18 protein-coding genes are annotated in these 19968 nt (G+C 33.3%); 13 read left to right on the top strand and 5 right to left on the bottom strand.

Annotated features, from left to right (window positions below):
• Window positions 1–13 precede the first annotated feature (13 nt).
• The 7 genes from FLAVO9AF_RS02105 (at window position 14) to FLAVO9AF_RS02075 (ending at window position 9002) form a co-directional block, all read left to right on the top strand.
• Entirely contained in the window at window positions 14–1075 is a 1062-nt protein-coding gene (locus tag FLAVO9AF_RS02105) for a hypothetical protein (protein ID WP_159683509.1), read from the top strand.
• Window positions 1066–2508 carry a glycosyltransferase gene (locus FLAVO9AF_RS02100; protein WP_159683505.1) on the top strand — a complete coding sequence of 481 codons (1443 nt, stop codon included), beginning with the start codon at window positions 1066–1068 and terminating at the stop codon, window positions 2506–2508. Before FLAVO9AF_RS02105 ends, FLAVO9AF_RS02100 begins: the two co-directional genes overlap by 10 nt.
• A gap of 5 nt (window positions 2509–2513) precedes the next feature.
• Window positions 2514–3779 (top strand): YaiO family outer membrane beta-barrel protein, encoded by a 1266-nt coding sequence (locus FLAVO9AF_RS02095; RefSeq protein ID WP_159683501.1) that lies wholly within the window; start codon window positions 2514–2516, stop codon window positions 3777–3779.
• 2 nt (window positions 3780–3781) lie between these two features.
• The gene (locus tag FLAVO9AF_RS02090) at window positions 3782–6007 is read left to right on the top strand and encodes a DUF4838 domain-containing protein (protein WP_236552261.1); all 2226 of its coding nucleotides are present in this window, start codon (window positions 3782–3784) and stop codon (window positions 6005–6007) included.
• Window positions 6008–6018: 11 nt separating this feature from the next.
• A complete protein-coding gene (locus FLAVO9AF_RS02085) occupies window positions 6019–6384 on the top strand; it encodes a response regulator transcription factor (RefSeq protein WP_159683497.1) in 366 nt (121 codons plus the stop codon).
• A 176-nt stretch (window positions 6385–6560) separates the two neighbouring features.
• Window positions 6561–7586, top strand: a complete 1026-nt coding sequence (locus FLAVO9AF_RS02080; protein WP_159683492.1) for a hypothetical protein — start codon at window positions 6561–6563, stop codon at window positions 7584–7586.
• Window positions 7587–7649: 63 nt separating this feature from the next.
• A complete protein-coding gene (locus FLAVO9AF_RS02075) occupies window positions 7650–9002 on the top strand; it encodes a DEAD/DEAH box helicase (protein ID WP_159683488.1) in 1353 nt (450 codons plus the stop codon).
• Window positions 9003–9079: 77 nt separating this feature from the next.
• Here the strand turns inward: FLAVO9AF_RS02075 and FLAVO9AF_RS02070 are convergent, their stop codons facing one another.
• On the bottom strand, window positions 9080–10195 hold the full coding sequence (locus FLAVO9AF_RS02070) for a lactonase family protein (RefSeq protein ID WP_159683483.1): 1116 nt from the start codon (window positions 10193–10195) through the stop codon (window positions 9080–9082).
• A gap of 333 nt (window positions 10196–10528) precedes the next feature.
• On the opposite strand from FLAVO9AF_RS02070, the gene FLAVO9AF_RS02065 reads away from it, so the two are divergent.
• The 4 genes from FLAVO9AF_RS02065 to FLAVO9AF_RS02050 are packed head-to-tail and all read left to right on the top strand — an operon-like array spanning window position 10529 to window position 14740.
• On the top strand, window positions 10529–12448 hold the full coding sequence (locus FLAVO9AF_RS02065; protein WP_159683479.1) for a BatA and WFA domain-containing protein: 1920 nt from the start codon (window positions 10529–10531) through the stop codon (window positions 12446–12448).
• Window positions 12449–12480: 32 nt separating this feature from the next.
• Window positions 12481–13734, top strand: coding sequence for a dihydroorotase family protein (locus FLAVO9AF_RS02060; RefSeq protein ID WP_159683475.1), 1254 nt, complete (start codon window positions 12481–12483; stop codon window positions 13732–13734).
• Window positions 13735–13755: 21 nt separating this feature from the next.
• The gene (locus FLAVO9AF_RS02055; RefSeq protein ID WP_159683471.1) at window positions 13756–14079 is read left to right on the top strand and encodes a DUF4870 domain-containing protein; all 324 of its coding nucleotides are present in this window, start codon (window positions 13756–13758) and stop codon (window positions 14077–14079) included.
• A gap of 19 nt (window positions 14080–14098) precedes the next feature.
• Entirely contained in the window at window positions 14099–14740 is a 642-nt protein-coding gene (locus tag FLAVO9AF_RS02050; protein ID WP_159683466.1) for an alpha/beta hydrolase, read from the top strand.
• 31 nt (window positions 14741–14771) lie between these two features.
• Here the strand turns inward: FLAVO9AF_RS02050 and FLAVO9AF_RS02045 are convergent, their stop codons facing one another.
• Both FLAVO9AF_RS02045 and FLAVO9AF_RS02040 read right to left on the bottom strand, forming a co-directional pair.
• Window positions 14772–15272, bottom strand: a complete 501-nt coding sequence (locus FLAVO9AF_RS02045; protein ID WP_159683462.1) for a hypothetical protein — start codon at window positions 15270–15272, stop codon at window positions 14772–14774.
• 14 nt (window positions 15273–15286) lie between these two features.
• Window positions 15287–16051 (bottom strand): MBL fold metallo-hydrolase, encoded by a 765-nt coding sequence (locus tag FLAVO9AF_RS02040; RefSeq protein WP_159683458.1) that lies wholly within the window; start codon window positions 16049–16051, stop codon window positions 15287–15289.
• Window positions 16052–16148: 97 nt separating this feature from the next.
• Here FLAVO9AF_RS02040 and FLAVO9AF_RS02035 point away from each other — a divergent pair, with 97 nt between their 5' ends.
• On the top strand, window positions 16149–17606 hold the full coding sequence (locus FLAVO9AF_RS02035; protein ID WP_159683455.1) for a TonB-dependent receptor: 1458 nt from the start codon (window positions 16149–16151) through the stop codon (window positions 17604–17606).
• A 40-nt stretch (window positions 17607–17646) separates the two neighbouring features.
• On the opposite strand, the gene FLAVO9AF_RS02030 is transcribed toward FLAVO9AF_RS02035, so the two are convergent.
• Both FLAVO9AF_RS02030 and bcp read right to left on the bottom strand, forming a co-directional pair.
• Entirely contained in the window at window positions 17647–18105 is a 459-nt protein-coding gene (locus tag FLAVO9AF_RS02030; protein ID WP_159683450.1) for a YciI family protein, read from the bottom strand.
• A gap of 152 nt (window positions 18106–18257) precedes the next feature.
• Window positions 18258–18710, bottom strand: coding sequence for a thioredoxin-dependent thiol peroxidase (bcp, locus tag FLAVO9AF_RS02025; RefSeq protein WP_159683445.1), 453 nt, complete (start codon window positions 18708–18710; stop codon window positions 18258–18260).
• 356 nt (window positions 18711–19066) lie between these two features.
• On the opposite strand from bcp, the gene nth reads away from it, so the two are divergent.
• Entirely contained in the window at window positions 19067–19720 is a 654-nt protein-coding gene (nth, locus tag FLAVO9AF_RS02020) for an endonuclease III (RefSeq protein WP_159683440.1), read from the top strand.
• Window positions 19721–19968 lie beyond the last annotated feature (248 nt).

The raw sequence follows: 19968 nt of genomic DNA, 5'->3' as shown, positions 1-19968 counted from the left end.
TACAAATGTTTATATGGATACTTTTCTTTACTATATTAAAAACTTTGCAATTCCAATCCTCCTTGTTGGAATTCTTTTTGCTAGTATTTTTTTAATTTTTAAACGATTACACAATCAATGGTCGTATAAAAACAAAAAAAAATACCGCACATTCATTCAGCATTTTTTAATAGAAATCACAATTGAAGAATTTAATAAACAAAAAGTAAAACAAAAACTCAAACTTTTCAGAAATAGCATTCCTTTTAACAGCGCCTGGTGTAAAGAATTAATTATTGATGAAATGATTCGGTTAAAAAAGAATCTAAAAGGAGACAAATTGGTTATAATTAGCATTTTGTACAAAAGCTTAAAACTACATAAATATTCATCAAAATTAATCTATGATTTTAGAGCCTATAAAAAATGTATCGGTTTTTATCATTTTATGATGATGGATTATTATAAAGGAAAGCATTTGATTATACCTTATTTACAAAGTGAAAATGACTTAATTCGGTCTAATGCCAATGTCACTTATATTGCCCTTACCGATTTAAGTGAAGAGCATTTAATCCATACTCCCGAAAAAATATCAAAGCTGAATGTCATAAAAATTATGGATATTATTTATTCTAAGAAAAAAGAGTATCCAAAAAGTTTAGATTTCCTTATAGCATCAAAAAATGCCTTATTAATAAAGATTGGTCTAAAGATAAGAGCCTTTTACAACCATAGAGCGGATACAGATCAAATTTTACAACTTCTTTATCATAGATCTGAATCCGTACAAATAGAGGTTCTAAAAACAATTAGCAAGTTGTTCCTTATCGAAGCTGAGGATAAACTTTTAGATATTATTACGAGCCAATCCAAAAAATTTCAAATAAATTGCTACAAATGTCTATCAACTATTGGTTCGAATAACACAACAAATTTTATAATTAAAACAATTCATGGTATTAAAGATGTAGACGTACAATTTTCAGCCATTTATTGTATTGAACATTTAAACCCTATACAAGCAGAACAACTAGCTACAACCAATTTTGAATTGGAAAAAATGCTAAAACATGTAAAAACAGTATGGAAATAATCAAAAATTTAGTGGCGGTCGTTCTATATGGTTATGAAATCTTCATAGCTCTTTTCTCATTATCCTATGTAATTTTTTATTTCATATTAGCTATCCTATCCTATATTGCTATTGCAAAACACATAAATAATAAGAAACTGTTAGAAGATGAAATTGTAACAAGATCGAACTATATGCCTGGAGTTTCTGTAGTAGCTCCAGCTTTTAATGAAGGTGTAAACATTGTCTATAATGTAAAATCATTACTCTCCCTAACCTATCCAAAATATGAAATCATAATTATTAATGATGGAAGTACTGACGATACCTTAACAAAATTAATAGATGAATTTGAACTTGAAAAAGTAGATTTTTTTTATCAAGAAAAAATTAAAACCAAACCTGTAAGAGGACATTACAAATCAAAAAACCCAATTTATTCAAAACTTTTAATTGTAGATAAAGAAAATGGAAAAAGCAAAGCAGACGCATCGAATGCAGGCATTAATTCCTCACAATACCCTTTGTTTTTGTGCACTGATGTCGATTGTATTCTCAAAAGAGACACAATACTCAAACTTGCAAAACCTTTTATAGAAAACGAAACAAAAGTAATAGCAACTGGCGCTGGTATTCGAATATCCAATTCTTGCGAAATAAGAGATGGTTTATTGGTAAAAGTTCATTTTCCCAAAAAATGGTATCCCCGATTTCAAGAATTAGAATATGTACGTTCCTTCATTTTTGGAAGAATGGCTTGGAGCCAAATCAATGGGTTATTACTCGTTTCTGGTGGTTTAGGAATGTTTGATAAAGAAACAGTAATTGCAGCTGGAGGATATTGGCACAAATCCCTAGGTGAAGACATGGAATTAATAACACGCATGAGAAAATACATGCATGAAAAAAAAGAACCCTTTTTAATAAAATACATTCCTGAATCACTCTGCTGGACAGAAGTGCCTGAAACTAGAACTATTTTTATTAGACAGCGCGTAAGATGGGCTAGGGGATTAGTTCAAACTCTATATTTACACAGAAAAATGTTTTACAATAAGAAATACGGCCGAACTGCTTTTGTAACATTACCTTTCTTTTTTGCTTTTGAATTTTTGGTCCCAATTATCGAACTATTAGGAATTATTGTACTTGCATTAACTTACGTTTGGGGTTTAATTAATTTTGAATTTTTAATTATAATGACGGCTTTTGTCTATTTGGTTTATTTATTCATAACCTTAGTTTGCATTTTAATTGATGAAATTTTATATCGCAGTTATGCAAATTACAAAGAACTTTTTATTTTGATTGGAATGGCAATAATTGAACCTATTGTATATCATCCTTTAACGATTTATTCCTCATTGAGAGGATATTGGGATTTTATAAGTCAAAAAGAACAAAAATGGGGAGTTATGGTAAGAAAGGGTTATGAACAACCCAAGCAAATCTAAAACTTATGAGACAGTTCTGTAGTTATCATCATTATGCTTTTACTTTGTTCTTATTTTTGGGAACAATGTCACTTTGTGCCCAAAAAATGAATACTGATAGTTTGCTCGTATCCATTATCTCAGATATGAAAACTTCCAATAACTATCAAAAGAACATAGAAAAATGCTTGTTGGGAAAAAAAATAGCACCTGATTATCTTGATTTTCAATTGCTGCTAGGAAGAAATTATGAATTCATCAAACAAACAGATAGCGCCCGATATTACTACAAAAAAGTACTGGACAAAAACCCAAAATACGAAGAAGCCTTTTTGTATCTAATCAACTTAGATATCCGTGAAAAAAAGTATAATGAAGGATTAGCTACCACAGAAAAAGCCTTGACCCTATATCCAAAATCAATAGTTTATTATCAAAAGAAATCAGAAATTTATGGTTTACTTCAAGAGCGTGAACAACAAATAAAAAGCTTAAAAGAAACCCTTGAAATATTCCCTAACGATACCAAAACCCTCTCGGAATTAGAACAGATAAATCAAGAGAATAGAAACAACAGGATTGGAGTTAACTACAATTACACTGCTATAAACCGAAAAGAAATTGGACCTTGGCACTTGCTCCATTTAGAGTATGTCAATGATCAAAAATGGGGTTCCATAATTGGTAGAATTAGCTATGCTGAGCGATATGCTATCAATAATTCCATTTCAAAAGGAATGCAATATGAAATAGAATCGTATTACAAAACTAGCAAAAGAAGCTATACTTACTGGGATGCTACTTACAGCAACGACCTTGTTTTTCCTAAATACAAACTGGGGGGGTCTTTCTATTTAAATTGGGGAAAAAGTTGGGAAGCCGATATGGGAATCCGTTTCATCAAAACCCAAAATCTTGATGTTCTCACATTGGTAACAGGAGTTTCAAAAACAATCGGCTCTTATTGGCTGTCCGTAAAGGCCTACCTTAACAATAACAAAAAAAAGTACAATCCAGTATTTACATTAAACAATCGATATTACTTTAATTCAAAATACGATTATGCCACACTAAATATAGGTTTTGGAACGTCTCCCGATGAAAGAACCACTATTGCACAATTACAAAACCGACTCAATTTAAACTCCTACAGGATGGGTGCAGGATATTACAAACTGTTACTAAAAAAATTCGTTACAGGTATCCAATTGAACTACAATTACCAAGAATACATTCCTAATGAGTTTCAAAATGAATATGAGCTATCGCTATTATTACATTATAAATTGTAATCATGAAACTGAAAATAATACTCTTATTATTAATAAATGGATTTGCTTCCTTAACTAATAGTATGGCACAATCGAATACCATCCAAATTTCGAATCAGCAAAAAAAAGTAGCCATTACCTACTCTTGTGCTGAATCTAAACTTGCTGCTGAAATTCTCTATTCTTATTTGGAAAAATCATTGCCCAGCACTTTTGAGATAAAAGATAGAAATAGCACAAAAAATGACACTCAAATTACACTTGAAATAGAAAAAAACAATAAAGAATTAAAAGATCAAGAGTTCATACTAAAAAGTAACTCACAAGACATTTCCTTACTAGCTACCAATTTAAAGTCCTTAAAATATGCGGTATATACTCTCTTAGAAAAGTGGGAATTTAGAAAATTTACTTCCACAGTATCCTATATACCAAAACCTGATGAATTTACATTTCCAAAAAAATTCTATAAAAAATACCGACCTTCATTTGCTTACAGAACCTTATTATACCCTGATTCTTATGATCAAACCTTTCGTGAATGGCACAAATTAGACTGGTTCACAGATGATTTTGGTCTTTGGGGACATACTTTTGATCGATTAGTACCTCCAAGAACACATTTTAAAACCAATCCAAAATTGTACGCTTTATATGAAGGAAAACGTAGAGCGGAATCATTATGTATGACAAATGACACAGTAGTAGAAATAGTATGTAATGAACTAGAAAAAGTTATAGCCGAAAAGCCAAATGCCCGCTATTTTTCAATAAGTCAAAATGATGATGTGATTTATTGTGAATGTGCTCAATGCAGTAAACTCAATAAAGATCACGGTGGTCCACAGGGCTCTCTCTACAATTTCTTGAACAAAATTGCCAAGCGATTCCCTAAAAAACAACTATGTACATTGGCCTACTTACATACTTACAATCCACCTATCAACTTAAAAATAACATCAAATATTACAACATTATTTTGTCCAATAGAAATGGATCGTGGTAACCCAATATCATTAAAAAACAACAATAAACCAGTGGCTAACGCACTTGCAAGATGGCAAAGTGCTAGCAAAAATCTTTTTGTCTGGGATTATACAGTTCAATTTGCTAATTATATGTCGCCTTTTCCCAATATAGCCTATTTTGAAGAAAACTATACAACATTTAAAGAAAACGATGTGAAAGGTCTTTTCGTTCAAGGATATGCGGATGTTCCTGGTGATTTTAGCGAATTAAGACAATACCTTTTAGCAAAACTGTTATGGGATACTTCTATTGACGTTAAAGCAACTACAGCTGATTTCCTAAGGGGCTTTTACGGAAAAGCAGCCACAGAAATTGAAAATTATTTGAAGCTATTAACCGAAAACCAAAAAAAGAGCAAGGCTTACCTTGATATTTATTCTGGCCCAGTACAAAACAGAACTACCTATCTTACTCCTGAAGCTATGAATCAATATGATAAAATCTTAGAAAAAGCGTGGCAAGCTGTAGATGAGGACAAAACAATTCAACAAAGAGTAGAAAAATTAAGACTTGCATTAGAATATACCTATTTTGAGCAAGCCAAGTTTTATGGTGCAGATGCTCACGGATTATTTATAACTGACAGTAACGGAAAAAAAACTATCAAAGAAGGATTAAATGAACGTGTGCAGCGTTTTTCACAAGAATGCAAGAATGATGGCATTTATGAACTCAGTGAAGGCGGTCCTTCTCCCGAAACCTATTATAAAGATTGGTTGAATATTGCGCAAAACACATCACAACATCTAGGAGAAAAAATGACGATAACCCAAATTACTCCTCCAGCAAATGAATATTCAGGAAAAGGTGAAAAGGGATTATTAGATGGAATAAAAGGTTACAAGGATTTTAATATCACCTGGATGGGTTGGTACGGAAAAGACCCAGAAATAATTATTGATACAAAAAAAATAAAATATTCAAGCCTCAAAATGGGTTTCCTAGAAGACCAACGTCATTGGATATTTCCACCAGATAAAGTCACTATTTTTGGTCTAAAAAACAATAAATGGGAACTCATCACCTCAAAAAAAGCAATAGATTTAACTGAAGATTACGATATTACAACAAAAAATTGGGAATTTAACACTACTATTTTTAGTAAATTTGACATTATTAAAATCAAGATAATTAATCAGCAAAGGATTCCAGAATGGCGCAATCGGAAAAATAAAAAACCGATGGTTATGCTGGATGAAATTGAATTTTTTTCTAATTAACTGTATAACTTATGAAAGCAATCCCAGAAATACTGATAGTAGAAAATAATGAAATGACACTTGAAATTCTGACCATCGTGCTTACAAAAGAGAATTATCATGTTACAATTGCTCACGATACAAATGAGGCAATAGCAATTGCTAGTGAAAAAAAATTCGCCCTCGTATTGGTTTCCATATTAGTACCTCCAAGATCTGGTTTTGAAGTAATTAAATTCTTTACAACCTACCAAAAAGATGTTCCTGTAGTAGTTTTATCAACACAAGCTGAAGAGGAAAAAACAGTAGAAGAGTCATTTTTATTAGGTGTTGCTGACTTCATTGCCAAACCTTTTAATCCTAACGAACTCCTTCTGCGTATAAAACGATTATTATAAAATAGTCATAAAAAAACTATTCATTCAATAGTATTGAAAGCACTTTAAATCTGCATTACAACTGTTTTTTTAATTAATAAAAAGTCTTTAACATAACAAGAAACAACAATAAAACACTAATTAACAAATGTTTAAGATGTTTTTCCTATCTTTGAAATTAAGTAACTCTTTTCATTATGAAAGAATTCTTGTCCAAAATAGCTCCAAACTCTTATACACTACTAACCATTACACTCCTTGTTTTGGTAATTCTGTTGGTATTGCTGCGCCCACAATTCCGAAAATACAATCAAAAAAAACAAAAAAAAGCACTCACTTTCATTAAGCACTTTTTAATTGATGTTGTCAATAACCATACTGACAAAGAATATATTAAAATCAAAATAAAAGAGTTAAAAAAGAAAATTCCATTGCAGAGTAATTACTGTAAAGAAATGATGATAGACGAAATGATTCTCATCAAAAAGAAACTAAGTCAAGAAGAAGCAGAAACAATAACGTTAGTATACCGAACACTGAAACTCCAAAAATATTCCTCTAGTTTAATCAATGATAGTAAAATCTATAAAAAATGTCTAGGTTTTTATCATTATCAAACTATGAATTATTCAAAGGGCATAAACAAAATAATGCCTTATCTAAAAAGTAAAAATCAGTTACTTCAATCCAATGCAAGTGTTGCTTACCTTTCGTTAACTAATATCTCAACAGGAAATACCCTTTATCAAAGCAAAAAAACAATCAAACGAAATAAAGAGAAAATAGAAAACCTGTTTTACATCCAAAAGTATCCCTATAACAGCAATATCGATTTTTGGTTGAAAGCAAAAAAAACATCAATTTTATTGTTAGGACTAAAAATTGCCGCTCATGAAAGCAACGGAAACGACACCAATGCCATTATTCAATTACTTTCATACAAAAGCAATACCGTAAAAAAAGAAGCGCTCTTAACCATAAAAAAACTACACCTACAAGAAGCCGAAGCCACAATTCTTTCTTTATTTGAACAATTTACTCCACAACTTCAAGAACAAAGCTTACTCACTTTAGAAATAATTGGATCTTCCAAAACAATAGAATACCTGCAACCTAGAATGTCTTTTTTTGAGAATAATGAACTAAAGGATATTGCAACATATTGCTTGGAAACGTTATTAAAAAAAGAAATAACCATGTCTTCTCAAAAAGTGACCTGCTAAGTACAAACCAAGAAAATAGTATTTACAGCTTATATTAGTATCTTTGCAAAAAAAATAATGCAAATGAGCACTTTCGAGCAATTCAATCTTCCCAAATCCTTACAAAAAGCAATAGATGAAATAGGATTTACCTCTCCTACTCCCATTCAGGAAAAAACTTTTTCTGTAATTATGTCTGGTAGAGATATGATGGGAATTGCACAAACAGGAACTGGTAAAACCTTTGCTTACCTAATTCCTTTATTGAAACTTTATAAATTTACGCACACCAATACACCAAAAATCGTAATTCTAGTACCTACAAGAGAGTTAGTGGTACAAGTTGTAGAAGAAGTAGAAAAATTGACAAAATACATGTCGGTAAAAACACTTGGAATCTATGGTGGTGTAAATATCAATACACAAAAAAAGGCAGTTTACGAAGGCGTTGATATTTTGGTTGGAACACCGGGTAGAACAATGGATTTAGCTTTAGATGCTGTTGTTCGCTTTGATGAAACTCAAAAATTAGTAATCGATGAGTTTGACGAAATGCTCAACTTAGGGTTTAGAACGCAATTAACGGCTCTATTGGCAATGATGAAAACCAAACGTCAAAACATATTATTCTCTGCTACAATGACAGATGAAGTAGATACTGTTTTGAATGATTATTTTGATTATCCTGAAGAAGTTACCCTTGCAGCCTCTGGAACTCCTCTTGAAAACATTACACAAGTTTCATACAATGTTCCAAATTTCAATACTAAAATCAATCTTCTTAAGCATTTGTTGGAACAAAATGAAGACATGACCCGAATCCTAGTTTTTGTGAACAACAAAAAAATCTCGGACATGCTTTTCAATCGAATAGATGAATTGTTTGAAGGCCAATTTGGTGTCATTCATTCCAATAAATCGCAAAACTATCGATTAAGTACGATGGCGGAATTTCAAGAAGGAAATTTGAGAGGTTTGATTACCACCGATATCATGGCAAGAGGATTAGACATTTCAAACATTACCCATGTAATCAACTTCGAGATGCCTGAGCTACCAGAACTATACATGCACCGTATTGGTAGAACAGGAAGAGCTGATGCCACTGGAACAGCAATTAGCTTCATTACTCCTCGTGAAGAAGAGTCTAAAATTGAAGTAGAAGTTTTGATGAATATGGAATTACCGATAGCTAATTTTCCAGAAGAGGTTGAGGTTTCTACCAAATTAATCGAACCCGAAAAAGACCGTCAACCCATTAAGTTTTTAATGAAAAAAGTTAAACTTGAGGGAGATGGCGCTTTTCATGAAAAAAGCAAAAAGAACAAAAAAGTCAATCTTGGTGGACCATCAAAAACGAAAAAGAAAACACATGGTTCTGTAAATAGAAACATGCTTAAAACAAGAGATAAAAAAAGAAAAGACTCCAACAAATAAGCCATAAAAAAAGCCACGAATTCACAAATTAATAAAATTGGTGAATTCGTGGCTTTAACCTTTTTGTTTTGAATAGATTACAAACGTTTTTCAAAAAGCAGATGAACAGGCTCGCAAACCGAAATTCTTTTTCCCGTATCGGTCAAACTTCCTGTGCTTTTATCTCTTCTAAAAACCACCACTTCATTACTCGCTTGATTCGCAACAAGTAATAAACTTCCCGTCGGATCTATTACGAAGCTTCTTGGACCTTTACCTAAAGTACTTACCGCCTCTTTAAACTCCAATTTTCCGTTTTTCAATACTTTAAAAATCGAAATAGTATTTGCTTCTCCTCTATTAGTAGCATACAAAAACTTTCCATCTGGTGATAACGCAATGGCTGCAGAACGAAAATCGCCTTTATAATCTCTAGCCATTACTGAAGTATCGTCTACCAAAGTCAATTCACCTTTAACAAAACTATAAGTCAACAAACCACCATCTAGTTCATTCAAAACATAAACATATTTTCCCTCTTCATCAAAAGTCAAATGACGTGGTCCCGCTCCAGGCTTTACACTTACACTACTTTTGAAAGTCAAAATATCTTTGCTTGCATCAGCATTATAATTGTAAACATAAATTTTATCAGCGCCCAAATCAACAGCCAAAACATATTTTTTATCAGATGAAAAAGCCACCATATGCATATGTGACGCTTCTTGACGTTCTTTATTTGGACCACTACCAGATAGTTGTACAATTTGTTTAGCATCGGTCAAACTACCATCAGCATTCTTAAAAAAAACAGTAATATTTCCACCAGAATAGTTAGCAGTAATTACGTTTTTATCATCTGTAATAACATGGCACGGATCAGCTCCTTTAGTCGCCTGCTTATTCAACACAATCATTTTGCCCGTTTTACCGTCATAACTAAAGGACGTAACTGTACTTGTCGCCCCAGACTCATTAACTGCGTAAAGATGCTTATTATCTGAAGAAAGCGCCAAATAACTAGGATTCTGAATATTAACAGTTGAGCCATTCAATAAAGAATTTCCAGAATTAACATCGAATTTAAAATTATAAATTCCTTTATTTTCGCATTTATTGGTATAAGTACCAACAATCAAGTGATAGAGATCTTGCTGAGCGCTAACTGTCGTAACAAAAGAAACAAAAAGTAGCACTAAAATCTTGCTTTTCATAATATATGTATTTTTTAGAGTCGCGAAAATACTCATTATTTTGATATAGTAAGGCAAATATTCGCTTTTTGAAAAAACCAAACAAGCTGCATTATTTGTAGGTACAAATTCGTATTTTTGAAAGGTCAAAAAGAGCTGTTAAGTAATTTTTGAAGCACAAACAATAAGAAAATTTGTTAGCATCGTCCCGCTCTCTGTTATATCTTTTCCTTTTTAAAGAAAAAAGAAAAAGGATGTCACTGCGATCGGGGCTAGAAAGTCACAAAACCCCTTTCTGTAAACATCAAAAAAACAAACATTACTAACCACAGACAAAAGTAAACCTTCCATAGAATGCATTTTAAACACCCTGAGATTCTATACTTTTTATTCCTTTTATTAGTGCCTATTTTGGTGCATTTATTTCAGTTAAGAAGATTCAAAACCGAATATTTTACCAATGTTCGCTTCTTAAAAAAGCTAACAATAGAATCGAGAAAAAGTTCAAAAATCAAGAAAAGACTCTTACTAGCCACTCGATTATTGTTACTTTCCGCTCTAATTTTAGCTTTTGCACAACCTTATTTTGAAGCAAAAGACCATAAAAATGCTAACAATGAATTGTATATCATTTTAGACAATTCCTTCAGTATGCAAGCCAAAGGAAACAGAGGTGAATTACTCAAAAGAGCTGTTCAAGAACTATTAGAAGAAACACCAGAAAACAGCACTTTTTCACTTTTAACAAACGAAGAAAATTTTTGGAATACGGATATTAAATCAATACAAAACGACTTACAAAACCTAAAATATTCTGCCATTCCATTTGACTTAGATGCTCAATTAGCCAAAATAAACACTCGAAAATCTATTTATAAAAAAGACATTATTCTCATTTCAGATGGCGTTGGCACACAACAAAAACAAGACAATAAAGAGGAAATTTATTTTATAAAACCAGAAGCCGAACAAAAAAACAACGCCGCTATAGACAGTGTTTTCATCAATCAAACGCTCGATAACTTTTATGAAATCACAGTCAGTATTAAAGGTTTTGGAGAGGATTTAGCCCCTTTACCAATTGCGCTTTACAATCAAAACAAATTGATTGCAAAAACTATCGTTACGCTAGATACGAAAAAGAAAAACGTAAATTTTACTATTCCAAAACAAGAGTTTAATGGCTATGTCACTATAAACGACAAAGGATTACCTTATGACAACGAATACTTTTTTAGTATTGCTAAAAACAAAAAAACAGCTGTTTTAAGTATTGGAGAGCCTCAAAAAAGCGGCTTTCTTTCTCGAATTTACACTTCAAATGAATTCAATATCACTACCTCTGATTTACGTTTATTGGATTACAATAGTATAGAAAAACAAACGACTATAGTCCTTAACGAACTTCCTGAAATTCCACAAGCACTTCAAACCACCTTGCAAGCATTTGTCAACAAAGGAGGAAATTTAGTAGTCATCCCTTCAGAAAGCACTACTGTTGCAAGCACCAATTCTTTCCTAAAAAGCATTGGAAACATACAAATGGGAGCTTCTGATAACAGTAATCCCAAACAAATCACTAAAATCAATTTTGACCACCCTCTTTTTAGCGGGGTATTTGAAAGTAAAATCACCAACTTCCAATACCCAAAAGCCGAAAAATCTTTTGTAGTAAAAAGTACTTACCCGAGCATTCTTTCTTACGAAGATCAAACGCCATTTTTAACATCAATTCCAAAATCTACTGGCACTTTGTTTCTTTTTTCGGCGCCATTAAACACAAAAAACAGCAACTTTCAACAATCTCCATTGATTGTTCCAGTGTTTTATAAAATGGGTATAAACAATAAAAATGCCTTATTGTACGCCGCAACTATAGGAAACAATACTCCATTTTGGGTAAATACAACTTTAACCAAGGAAGCCGTCCTTACAGTTAAAGGAAAAAATGAACAATTCATCCCAATTCAACAAATGTTAGATAACAAAGTAAAAGTAACATTTGCTGATCTTCCAAAGCAATCTGGTAATTACACGATTTTTAATAAAAATGAAGCACTAGAAAGTATTTCTTTTAATTATGCGCGAACCGAAAGCGATTTAAGCAAAGTAACTACAGATTTCGGTGAAAATTTTGAAAGTATAGATAGTATAAGAAGCGTTTTCAATACTTTACAAACCAACAGAACAGACCAACAAATTTGGAAATGGTTTCTTATCTTTGCACTGACCTTTTTACTAATAGAAATGGCCATTATCCGATTTTTAAAATAACAAAAGTTTAAAAAAACTTATCTCCTAGACCCATGAAAATTCTCCTGAGAGCAGCAACAATTATCGATTCTAAAAGTCCCTTTCACAACCAAACTATGGATATTTTAATCCAAGACGGCTATATTAAACAAATAGGAGTTGCGCTCCCAACAAACGGAGCCGAAGAAATACAATTACCACAAGTACACGTTTCTTCAGGATGGTTTGATAGCAGCGTTTCCCTAGGAGAGCCTGGTTTTGAAGACAGAGAAACCATCAGTAATGGTCTTACTGTAGCTGCAAAAAGTGGATTTACAGCCATTGCTTTACAACCCAACTCACATCCTATCATTGATAATCAAGGGCAAATTAATTTCGTACTCAACAAAGCAAAAGATGCCCTAACCCAACTCTACCCTATTGGTGCACTAACCGTGGGTAACGAAGGAAAAGATATGGCCGAACTTTTTGACATGAAAAAAGCAGGCGCTATTGCATTTGGAGACTATAATAAAAGCTTGGACAATGCTAACTTGTTGAAAATCGCTTTGCAATATGTACAAGATTTTGACGGACTAGTGATTGCTTTTGCACAAGACGAAAAAATAAAAGGAAATGGAGTTGCTAACGAAGGTTTAGCATCAACAAGATTAGGATTAAAAGGCATTCCAACGCTTGCTGAAGAATTACATATTGCAAGAAACTTGTTTTTATTAGAATACACAGGAGGTAAATTACACATTCCAACCATTTCAACACAAAAATCAGTTGCGTTGATAAAAGAGGCAAAAGCCAAAGGTTTACAGGTAAGCTGTAGTGTTAGCGTACATCATTTAGTATTAAACGAAGATCAATTGGATGGTTTTGATACTCGATACAAAGTAACACCACCGCTCAGAAGCGAATCGGATAGAAAAGCGTTACTAGAAGGAATTCTCGACGGAACTATTGACATGATTACAACTGATCACAATCCTATTGATATTGAACATAAAAAAATGGAATTTGACGGCGCTAAAAACGGTACTATTGGATTAGAAAGTGCTTTTGGAGCGTTGTCTACTATATTGCCAACGGCTGTAATCATCGAAAAATTAACCGCTGGAAAAACAACTTTTGGAATTCCGACTCACTCCATCAACGAAGGAGAACCAGCCAATTTGACTCTTTTTACCACCGAAGGGGAAAGTATTTTCACCAAAGAAAGCATACTGTCAAAATCTAAAAACTCCGCTTTTCTAGGTCAAAAATTACAAGGAAAAGTGTATGGTTGTATCAACCAAAATCAAATGATTTTGAACCAATAATTAGCCTAAATCACAACTAAAATGAACACATCAGACAACGGAAAAAATATCGCCATTGTAAGCTATCTTACCATTATTGGCGCCATTATCGCCATTTTTATGAACTCCGAAAAGAAAGATTCTTTTGCCGCTTTTCACATTCGTCAAGCCTTAGGTATTTTCGTTTCTTTCTTTTTAATTGGCTATTTCATTGGCTATTTTGATAGTTGGATGATTTCTTCAGCCTTTTATGTATTCTATTTTATCCTATGGATTTATGGCTTTGTAGCAGCATTACAAGGAGAAGCCAAACTTATTCCGCTCTTGGGAGAACAGTTTCAAAAGATATTTAAAAACATAGAATAACATATTTTAAATACATTTTATGAATTTATCCTTAGAATACAAAATAAGAGAACCTAAAGTTGTTTTAGCAGAAAATCCAGTATTAATTTTACTACACGGTTACGGTAGTAATGAAGCAGATTTATTCTCTTTTGCACCAGAATTACCAGATCATTACTATATCATTTCGGCTAGAGCGCCTTATGATTTACAATACGGCAGTTATGCGTGGTATGCTATTAATTTTGATGCTGATCAAAACAAATTTTCAGATAACAATCAAGCACGCGAATCTCGTGATTGCATTGCGAACTTTATCGACGAATTAACACAAAATTACCCTATCAACAAAGAAGAAGTAACGCTCATTGGTTTTAGTCAAGGAGCCATTCTGAGTTATGCTGTAGCACTTTCTTATCCCGAAAAAGTAAAACAGATTGTTGCGATGAGCGGCTATTTGAATCCTGATATCATAGCTGAAGATTACTTAAAAAACAATCTGAATTCGTTGCGTATTTTTGCATCTCACGGCGTAGTAGACCAAGTGATTCCTGTAGAATGGGCCAGAAAAACAGCTCCTTTTATGGAAAAATTAGGCGTTGCTATAACCTATAAAGAATACCCTATCGGACACGGTGTTTCGCCACAGAATTTTTATGACTTCAAAAATTGGTTAGAATAAAAAAAGGTGCTTAAAGCACCTTTTTTTATGACTATTTATTATACAACAACGACTGATTGACTTCAAAAGAAATACTTTCATCAGTATTGACAAAGTATTTTATAAGGACTTCTCCCCAATATTCGCCATCGCTAAAATCAGCAATAATCCATCGGTGATTCAAAATTCTAACTTTGTTTATTACAAATTTATTGGGTCCAATTGGATCTTGCCCTGTGTATGGATTTCCTTTGGGATTGTTATTAAAATCAAGTAATTTCTCTGTTACAACAGGAATCAATTTTTCAATTAAAATTGTTTTATCTGGGTTGGTCGCTTCAAAATAATTTTGGGCGTTTTCATTTTTACCCAAAGAAAAATAATTGGCATCATCCAATTTCAGTTCAACTTTTTTGATACTATCTCTAAGTTTGGTAGTGACTTTTGCGAATTTTTCTTGCTCGAATTTTACTTCTTTATTCAAAAACATATAGGTATAAATATTGAATAAAACAGCCAATATAAAACCATAAAGCAGGAGTGATTTTTTCATTTTTAAAATATAAATTAAAGGGTAATAACTAAATTATCGTAGGCCAAAAATACATTTTCTGGTAATTCTTTTTGAACATCTTCGTGAAAGCCTAATAAATGACTGATATGCGTCAGATATGTTTTTTTAGGCTGTACTAAAGCAATAAAATCGAGCGCTTCTTGAAGATTAAAATGGGTATTATGAGGGGTGATGCGCAAAGCATTCAAGACCAAAACCTCAAGATTTTTCAATTTTTCAACTTCTTCTGGAGCTACCGTTTTCACATCCGTCAAATACGCGAAATCATCAACTCTATATCCAAAAACCTGTAAATCGCCGTGCATAACATCAATTGGAATAACCGTTTTACCACCCAATACAAAAGGTTGGTTATTGATTACTTCAATCGTTTTTACCGAAGGAGCGCCTGGATATCTGTTTTCGGTTTCAAAAACGTAATCAAAACGCTTTTTCAAATTTTCGATTACGCGTTGATGCGCATAAATTGGCATTTCGCCTTGTCTAAAGTTAAACGGACGAATATCGTCTAAACCCGCAGTATGATCTGAATGTTCGTGAGTAAATAAAATTCCGTCTACTTTTTGACAATCCGATGCCAACATTTGCTGTCTAAAGTCGGGACCGCAATCGATAACGTAAGAATGGTCTCCCCAGGACATCCATAGTGAGACACGAAGTCTTTTATCCTTATAATCAGTGCTTTTACAAACAGGATGGGTACTCCCAATGATTGGAATTCCTTGAGAAGTGCCAGTGCCTAAAAAATAGATGTTCAAAAGAGTGTTATTTTTTTACAAAAATAGAATTATTTATGATTCATTTCGAAATCGAATTAATTAACTTTGTCACAAAACACCACTATTTAGATTCAAAATGGATACAAAAAAAATCAAACTTAAGGGAGATAAAGTCATTGAGCAAATACCATCCATAAAGGATAAAGCACTGCGAATAAATCTCAACGAAAATATTTACGGAACATTTGCTGAAATTGGTGCGGGACAAGAAACGGTAAGACATTTTTTTAGAGCAGGAGGTTCTTCTGGAACGATTGCGAAAGCAATGTCGGCTTATGATAAAGATTTTAGTGATGCAGTTTACGGAATCGAAGAAGATGGACGATATGTAACCGAAAGTCGTCTCAAAAAGATGTTGACTTTTGAAGGAGAATTGATTGAAGAACGTTTAAGCAGAGTAAAACACCCCAACAAATTATTTTTTAGCTACGCCAATACAGTAGCAACCATCGATTTTGCAAAGCAATTCAAAGGCCACGGTTGGGTAGGTATACGCTATCAATTGGATCCAGCAGAAGCCTATAACGAAATCATCATTCACATTCGTTTTAAAGAAACAGATTCTCGTTTACAACAAGAAACTTTAGGTATCCTTGGGGTAAATTTAATTTATGGCGCTTTTTATAAATACAACGATCCAAAAAAATTATTACGCTATTTATACGATCACTTAGACAAAGATCAATTAGAGATTGATACCATCAACTTTTCGGGGCCACGATTTGCAGAAGTTGACAACCGATTGATGAGTTTACAATTGGTAAAAAACGGAATGACCGATGCGGTAATGTTCAATCCAGAAGGAAAAAACATCTTGCCAGCAGCCATTTTATACAAAAAGAATATTCTAGCTTTTAGAGGTAGTTTCCGTCCTGTTACTAAAGTAAATATGGATATGTATGAAAACTCCATAAAAATGTTCTTGGAGGAAAACAAAGTAGAAAAAGAAAATACCCAAGTAATTTTTGAAATTACGCTATCGAATTTACGTTCAGATGGTGAGATTGACGAGAGAGATTTTATGGATAGAGCCGAGTTGCTATGTTCTTTGGGTCAAACCGTAATGATCTCTAATTTCCAAGAGTATTACAAAGTGGTAGAATATTTTGCTAATTATACCAAAGCCCGTATGGGATTAGCGATGGGGGTTAACAACTTGGTTGATATCTTCGACGAGAAATACTACCGTCACTTGAGTGGTGGAATTCTTGAAGCATTTGGTAAATTATTCTATCGTGATATGAAAGTATTCTTATATCCAATGCTTGGCGAAGAGGGAGAAGTTATTACCTCTGAAAATCTTAAAGTACATCCAAGAATGAAAGAATTGTACAAGTTCTTTAAATTCAACGGAAAAGTGGTAGATATTACAGATTACGACCCAACAATCCTAGAAGTATTCTCTAGAGAAGTACTCAAAATGATTAGCCAAGGAAAACCAGGATGGGAACCTATGTTGCCTTCTGGAGTGGCAGAGATCATCAAAAAACAACGCTTATTTGGTTACGATCCAGAAAAAGTATTACAAGCATAATAAACATCAAAAGCCAAGTTTAGACTTGGCTTTTGTATTATTAATGGTTCATTTTCCAAACTTTATCGTGATATGGCAAGTATTCAGGTAATGCCGCTGAACCATACCAAGGAAACACCTCGGCACTTAATAATTTTGCCTTGATAGCTGGATCGGTTTCTAATAATTGATTTGCTTCTTCAATCGTGGCAACATTCAGGATAAAAATACCTCTCAAATTGGCTTCATTCTTACCCATTGGCCCAGCCACAATCAACTTTTTAGCGTTAGCCAATTTTGCAATATTCGTCATATGGCCAGCAAAACAATCCGCTATGAATTGTTCATCTGTCGTTGTATTAGTGCCTGTTTTTAGCAATACAAAAACATAGCTTTTCATTCCATACTCATCTGCTCCAAGTTGTAGTGCTAAAGAAGCATCATATTTTGGATTGTCATTTTGAGCATAGCTTGAAGTATATAATAAAAGTATCGTAAAAAGTAATAGTGCTTTTTTCATAACCTGATAGAATTAAGAAACAATGAAGTTTTAAAGTAACTATCAAATATAAACATTATTTACTCTTATTGATTTCTATTCGATCAAGCACGAAAAACAAAAAGCCAAATGACACTGATCATTTGGCTTGTTAACTACAACTAAATTTGTTGTTATTTCAAAATCTGTGACGCGTGTACTTTTGTTTTTACGTCAGTGATTACGTCCTCGATGATTCCTTTTTCATCAATAACAAAAGTGGTACGGTGAATCCCATCATATTCTTTTCCCATAAACTTTTTAGGTCCCCAAACCCCAAAGGCTTGGATAACAGATTTGTCTTCGTCAGCCAATAATGGGAATGGAAATTCGTATTTGTCTTTGAACTTGGCTTGCGCTTTGGCACTATCGGCACTAACACCAAGTAACGCATAGTTTTGTGCTTCAAATCGGGCGTAATTGTCTCTTAAATCACAAGCCTCGGCAGTACAACCTGGCGTGCTCGCTTTTGGGTAGAAAAAAACGACTAGTTTCTTTCCTGCATAGTCTGCTAATTGATGTGTTTTTCCGTCTTGATCAACTCCTGAAAATGATGGAGCTTGGTCTCCTTTTTGTAATGTGGTCATAACTTTTTTATGGTTTGTGGTTTATTGTTTAAAGTTTAAGGTTGTTTTTTGTGGTTTGTTGTTGATTGTTTATTGTTAAAAGTTTAAAGTTGTTGTTGATGACTTCTACTTTCTGCCTTCTGATTTATGGTTTGTTTTAGCTATTCGTAATCGTTAAAGAAATGCGTTATGCCCCAGATGGTAGTGGAAAGCCCGTACTGAAAAACTGTTATTTTTTCTTGATAAAAAAGAGCGACCAACGGAAGCTCCTTTTTTGTCTTAGAAAAATACAGTTTTGAAGGAGGACTTGTAACGTACAGCTGGATTAGGCACATTATAAAAAATAGGCTATTTTTACCTTTTATAAAAGTAGTAAAATGACCAAACAGGAGCGCGTAACATTTGTTATAAATACGTTAAAAGAATTCTACCCAACGATTCCGATTCCCTTAGATCATAAGGATCCGTACACTTTATTGGTCGCTGTTTTGCTTTCAGCACAGTGCACAGATGTGCGGGTAAACCAAATTACACCGCTGCTATTTGCCAAAGCGGATAATCCTTATGATATGGTGAAATTATCGGTAGAGGAGATTAAAGAAATCATTCGTCCGTGTGGTTTGTCGCCTATGAAATCAAAAGGAATTTATGGTTTGTCTGAGATTTTAATTGAGAAGCATAATGGTCAAGTGCCACAGAGTTTTGAAGCGCTAGAGGAATTGCCTGCTGTGGGACACAAAACGGCTAGTGTAGTGATGTCCCAAGCTTTTGGTGTACCTGCTTTTCCGGTTGACACGCACATTCATAGGTTGATGTATCGCTGGAATTTAACGAACGGAAAAAACGTAGTTCAGACTGAAAAAGATGCCAAGCGATTGTTTCCTGAAGAGCTTTGGAACGACTTGCACCTGCAAATTATTTGGTATGGCAGAGAATATTCGCCTGCGAGAGGTTGGGATATCGAGAAAGATATCATCACCAAAACCATTGGTCGAAAATCTGTTATTGACGACTATTATAAAGGAAAGTAAATAACTCGGAAAAAAATATAAAAAAGCCCAAAATCGAGAATGATTTTGGGCTTGCTTTTTTTAGTGAAGTGCTAAAAAAGTGCTGATGCAATTCCTAATTGGATATAATTTCAAAACTGCTAGTCTTTGTTTTTAGGACAGTTAATGTTTTGGAATAATTCAAAAGAAAAGAAACTACTTCTTTTTTTGGTTTTAATTCTTTTGAAACTGCATTTTTTTTAGAGTAAATTTTGGCCATATACAATGAA

This window comes from Flavobacterium sp. 9R (assembly GCF_902506345.1).
Classification (GTDB): domain Bacteria; phylum Bacteroidota; class Bacteroidia; order Flavobacteriales; family Flavobacteriaceae; genus Flavobacterium.
Note: the sequence above shows the minus strand (reverse complement) of the source record. Positions and strands in the feature narration are given on the sequence as shown.

Coding starts and splice junctions, on each gene's coding strand:
- FLAVO9AF_RS02105 (WP_159683509.1), top strand. CDS start 14: ATGGATACTTTTCTTTACTATATTAAAAACTTTGCAATTCCAATCCTC.
- FLAVO9AF_RS02100 (WP_159683505.1), top strand. CDS start 1,066: ATGGAAATAATCAAAAATTTAGTGGCGGTCGTTCTATATGGTTATGAA.
- FLAVO9AF_RS02095 (WP_159683501.1), top strand. CDS start 2,514: ATGAGACAGTTCTGTAGTTATCATCATTATGCTTTTACTTTGTTCTTA.
- FLAVO9AF_RS02090 (WP_236552261.1), top strand. CDS start 3,782: ATGAAACTGAAAATAATACTCTTATTATTAATAAATGGATTTGCTTCC.
- FLAVO9AF_RS02085 (WP_159683497.1), top strand. CDS start 6,019: ATGAAAGCAATCCCAGAAATACTGATAGTAGAAAATAATGAAATGACA.
- FLAVO9AF_RS02080 (WP_159683492.1), top strand. CDS start 6,561: ATGAAAGAATTCTTGTCCAAAATAGCTCCAAACTCTTATACACTACTA.
- FLAVO9AF_RS02075 (WP_159683488.1), top strand. CDS start 7,650: ATGAGCACTTTCGAGCAATTCAATCTTCCCAAATCCTTACAAAAAGCA.
- FLAVO9AF_RS02070 (WP_159683483.1), bottom strand. CDS start 10,195: ATGAAAAGCAAGATTTTAGTGCTACTTTTTGTTTCTTTTGTTACGACA.
- FLAVO9AF_RS02065 (WP_159683479.1), top strand. CDS start 10,529: ATGCATTTTAAACACCCTGAGATTCTATACTTTTTATTCCTTTTATTA.
- FLAVO9AF_RS02060 (WP_159683475.1), top strand. CDS start 12,481: ATGAAAATTCTCCTGAGAGCAGCAACAATTATCGATTCTAAAAGTCCC.
- FLAVO9AF_RS02055 (WP_159683471.1), top strand. CDS start 13,756: ATGAACACATCAGACAACGGAAAAAATATCGCCATTGTAAGCTATCTT.
- FLAVO9AF_RS02050 (WP_159683466.1), top strand. CDS start 14,099: ATGAATTTATCCTTAGAATACAAAATAAGAGAACCTAAAGTTGTTTTA.
- FLAVO9AF_RS02045 (WP_159683462.1), bottom strand. CDS start 15,272: ATGAAAAAATCACTCCTGCTTTATGGTTTTATATTGGCTGTTTTATTC.
- FLAVO9AF_RS02035 (WP_159683455.1), top strand. CDS start 16,149: ATGGATACAAAAAAAATCAAACTTAAGGGAGATAAAGTCATTGAGCAA.
- FLAVO9AF_RS02030 (WP_159683450.1), bottom strand. CDS start 18,105: ATGAAAAAAGCACTATTACTTTTTACGATACTTTTATTATATACTTCA.
- bcp (WP_159683445.1), bottom strand. CDS start 18,710: ATGACCACATTACAAAAAGGAGACCAAGCTCCATCATTTTCAGGAGTT.
- nth (WP_159683440.1), top strand. CDS start 19,067: ATGACCAAACAGGAGCGCGTAACATTTGTTATAAATACGTTAAAAGAA.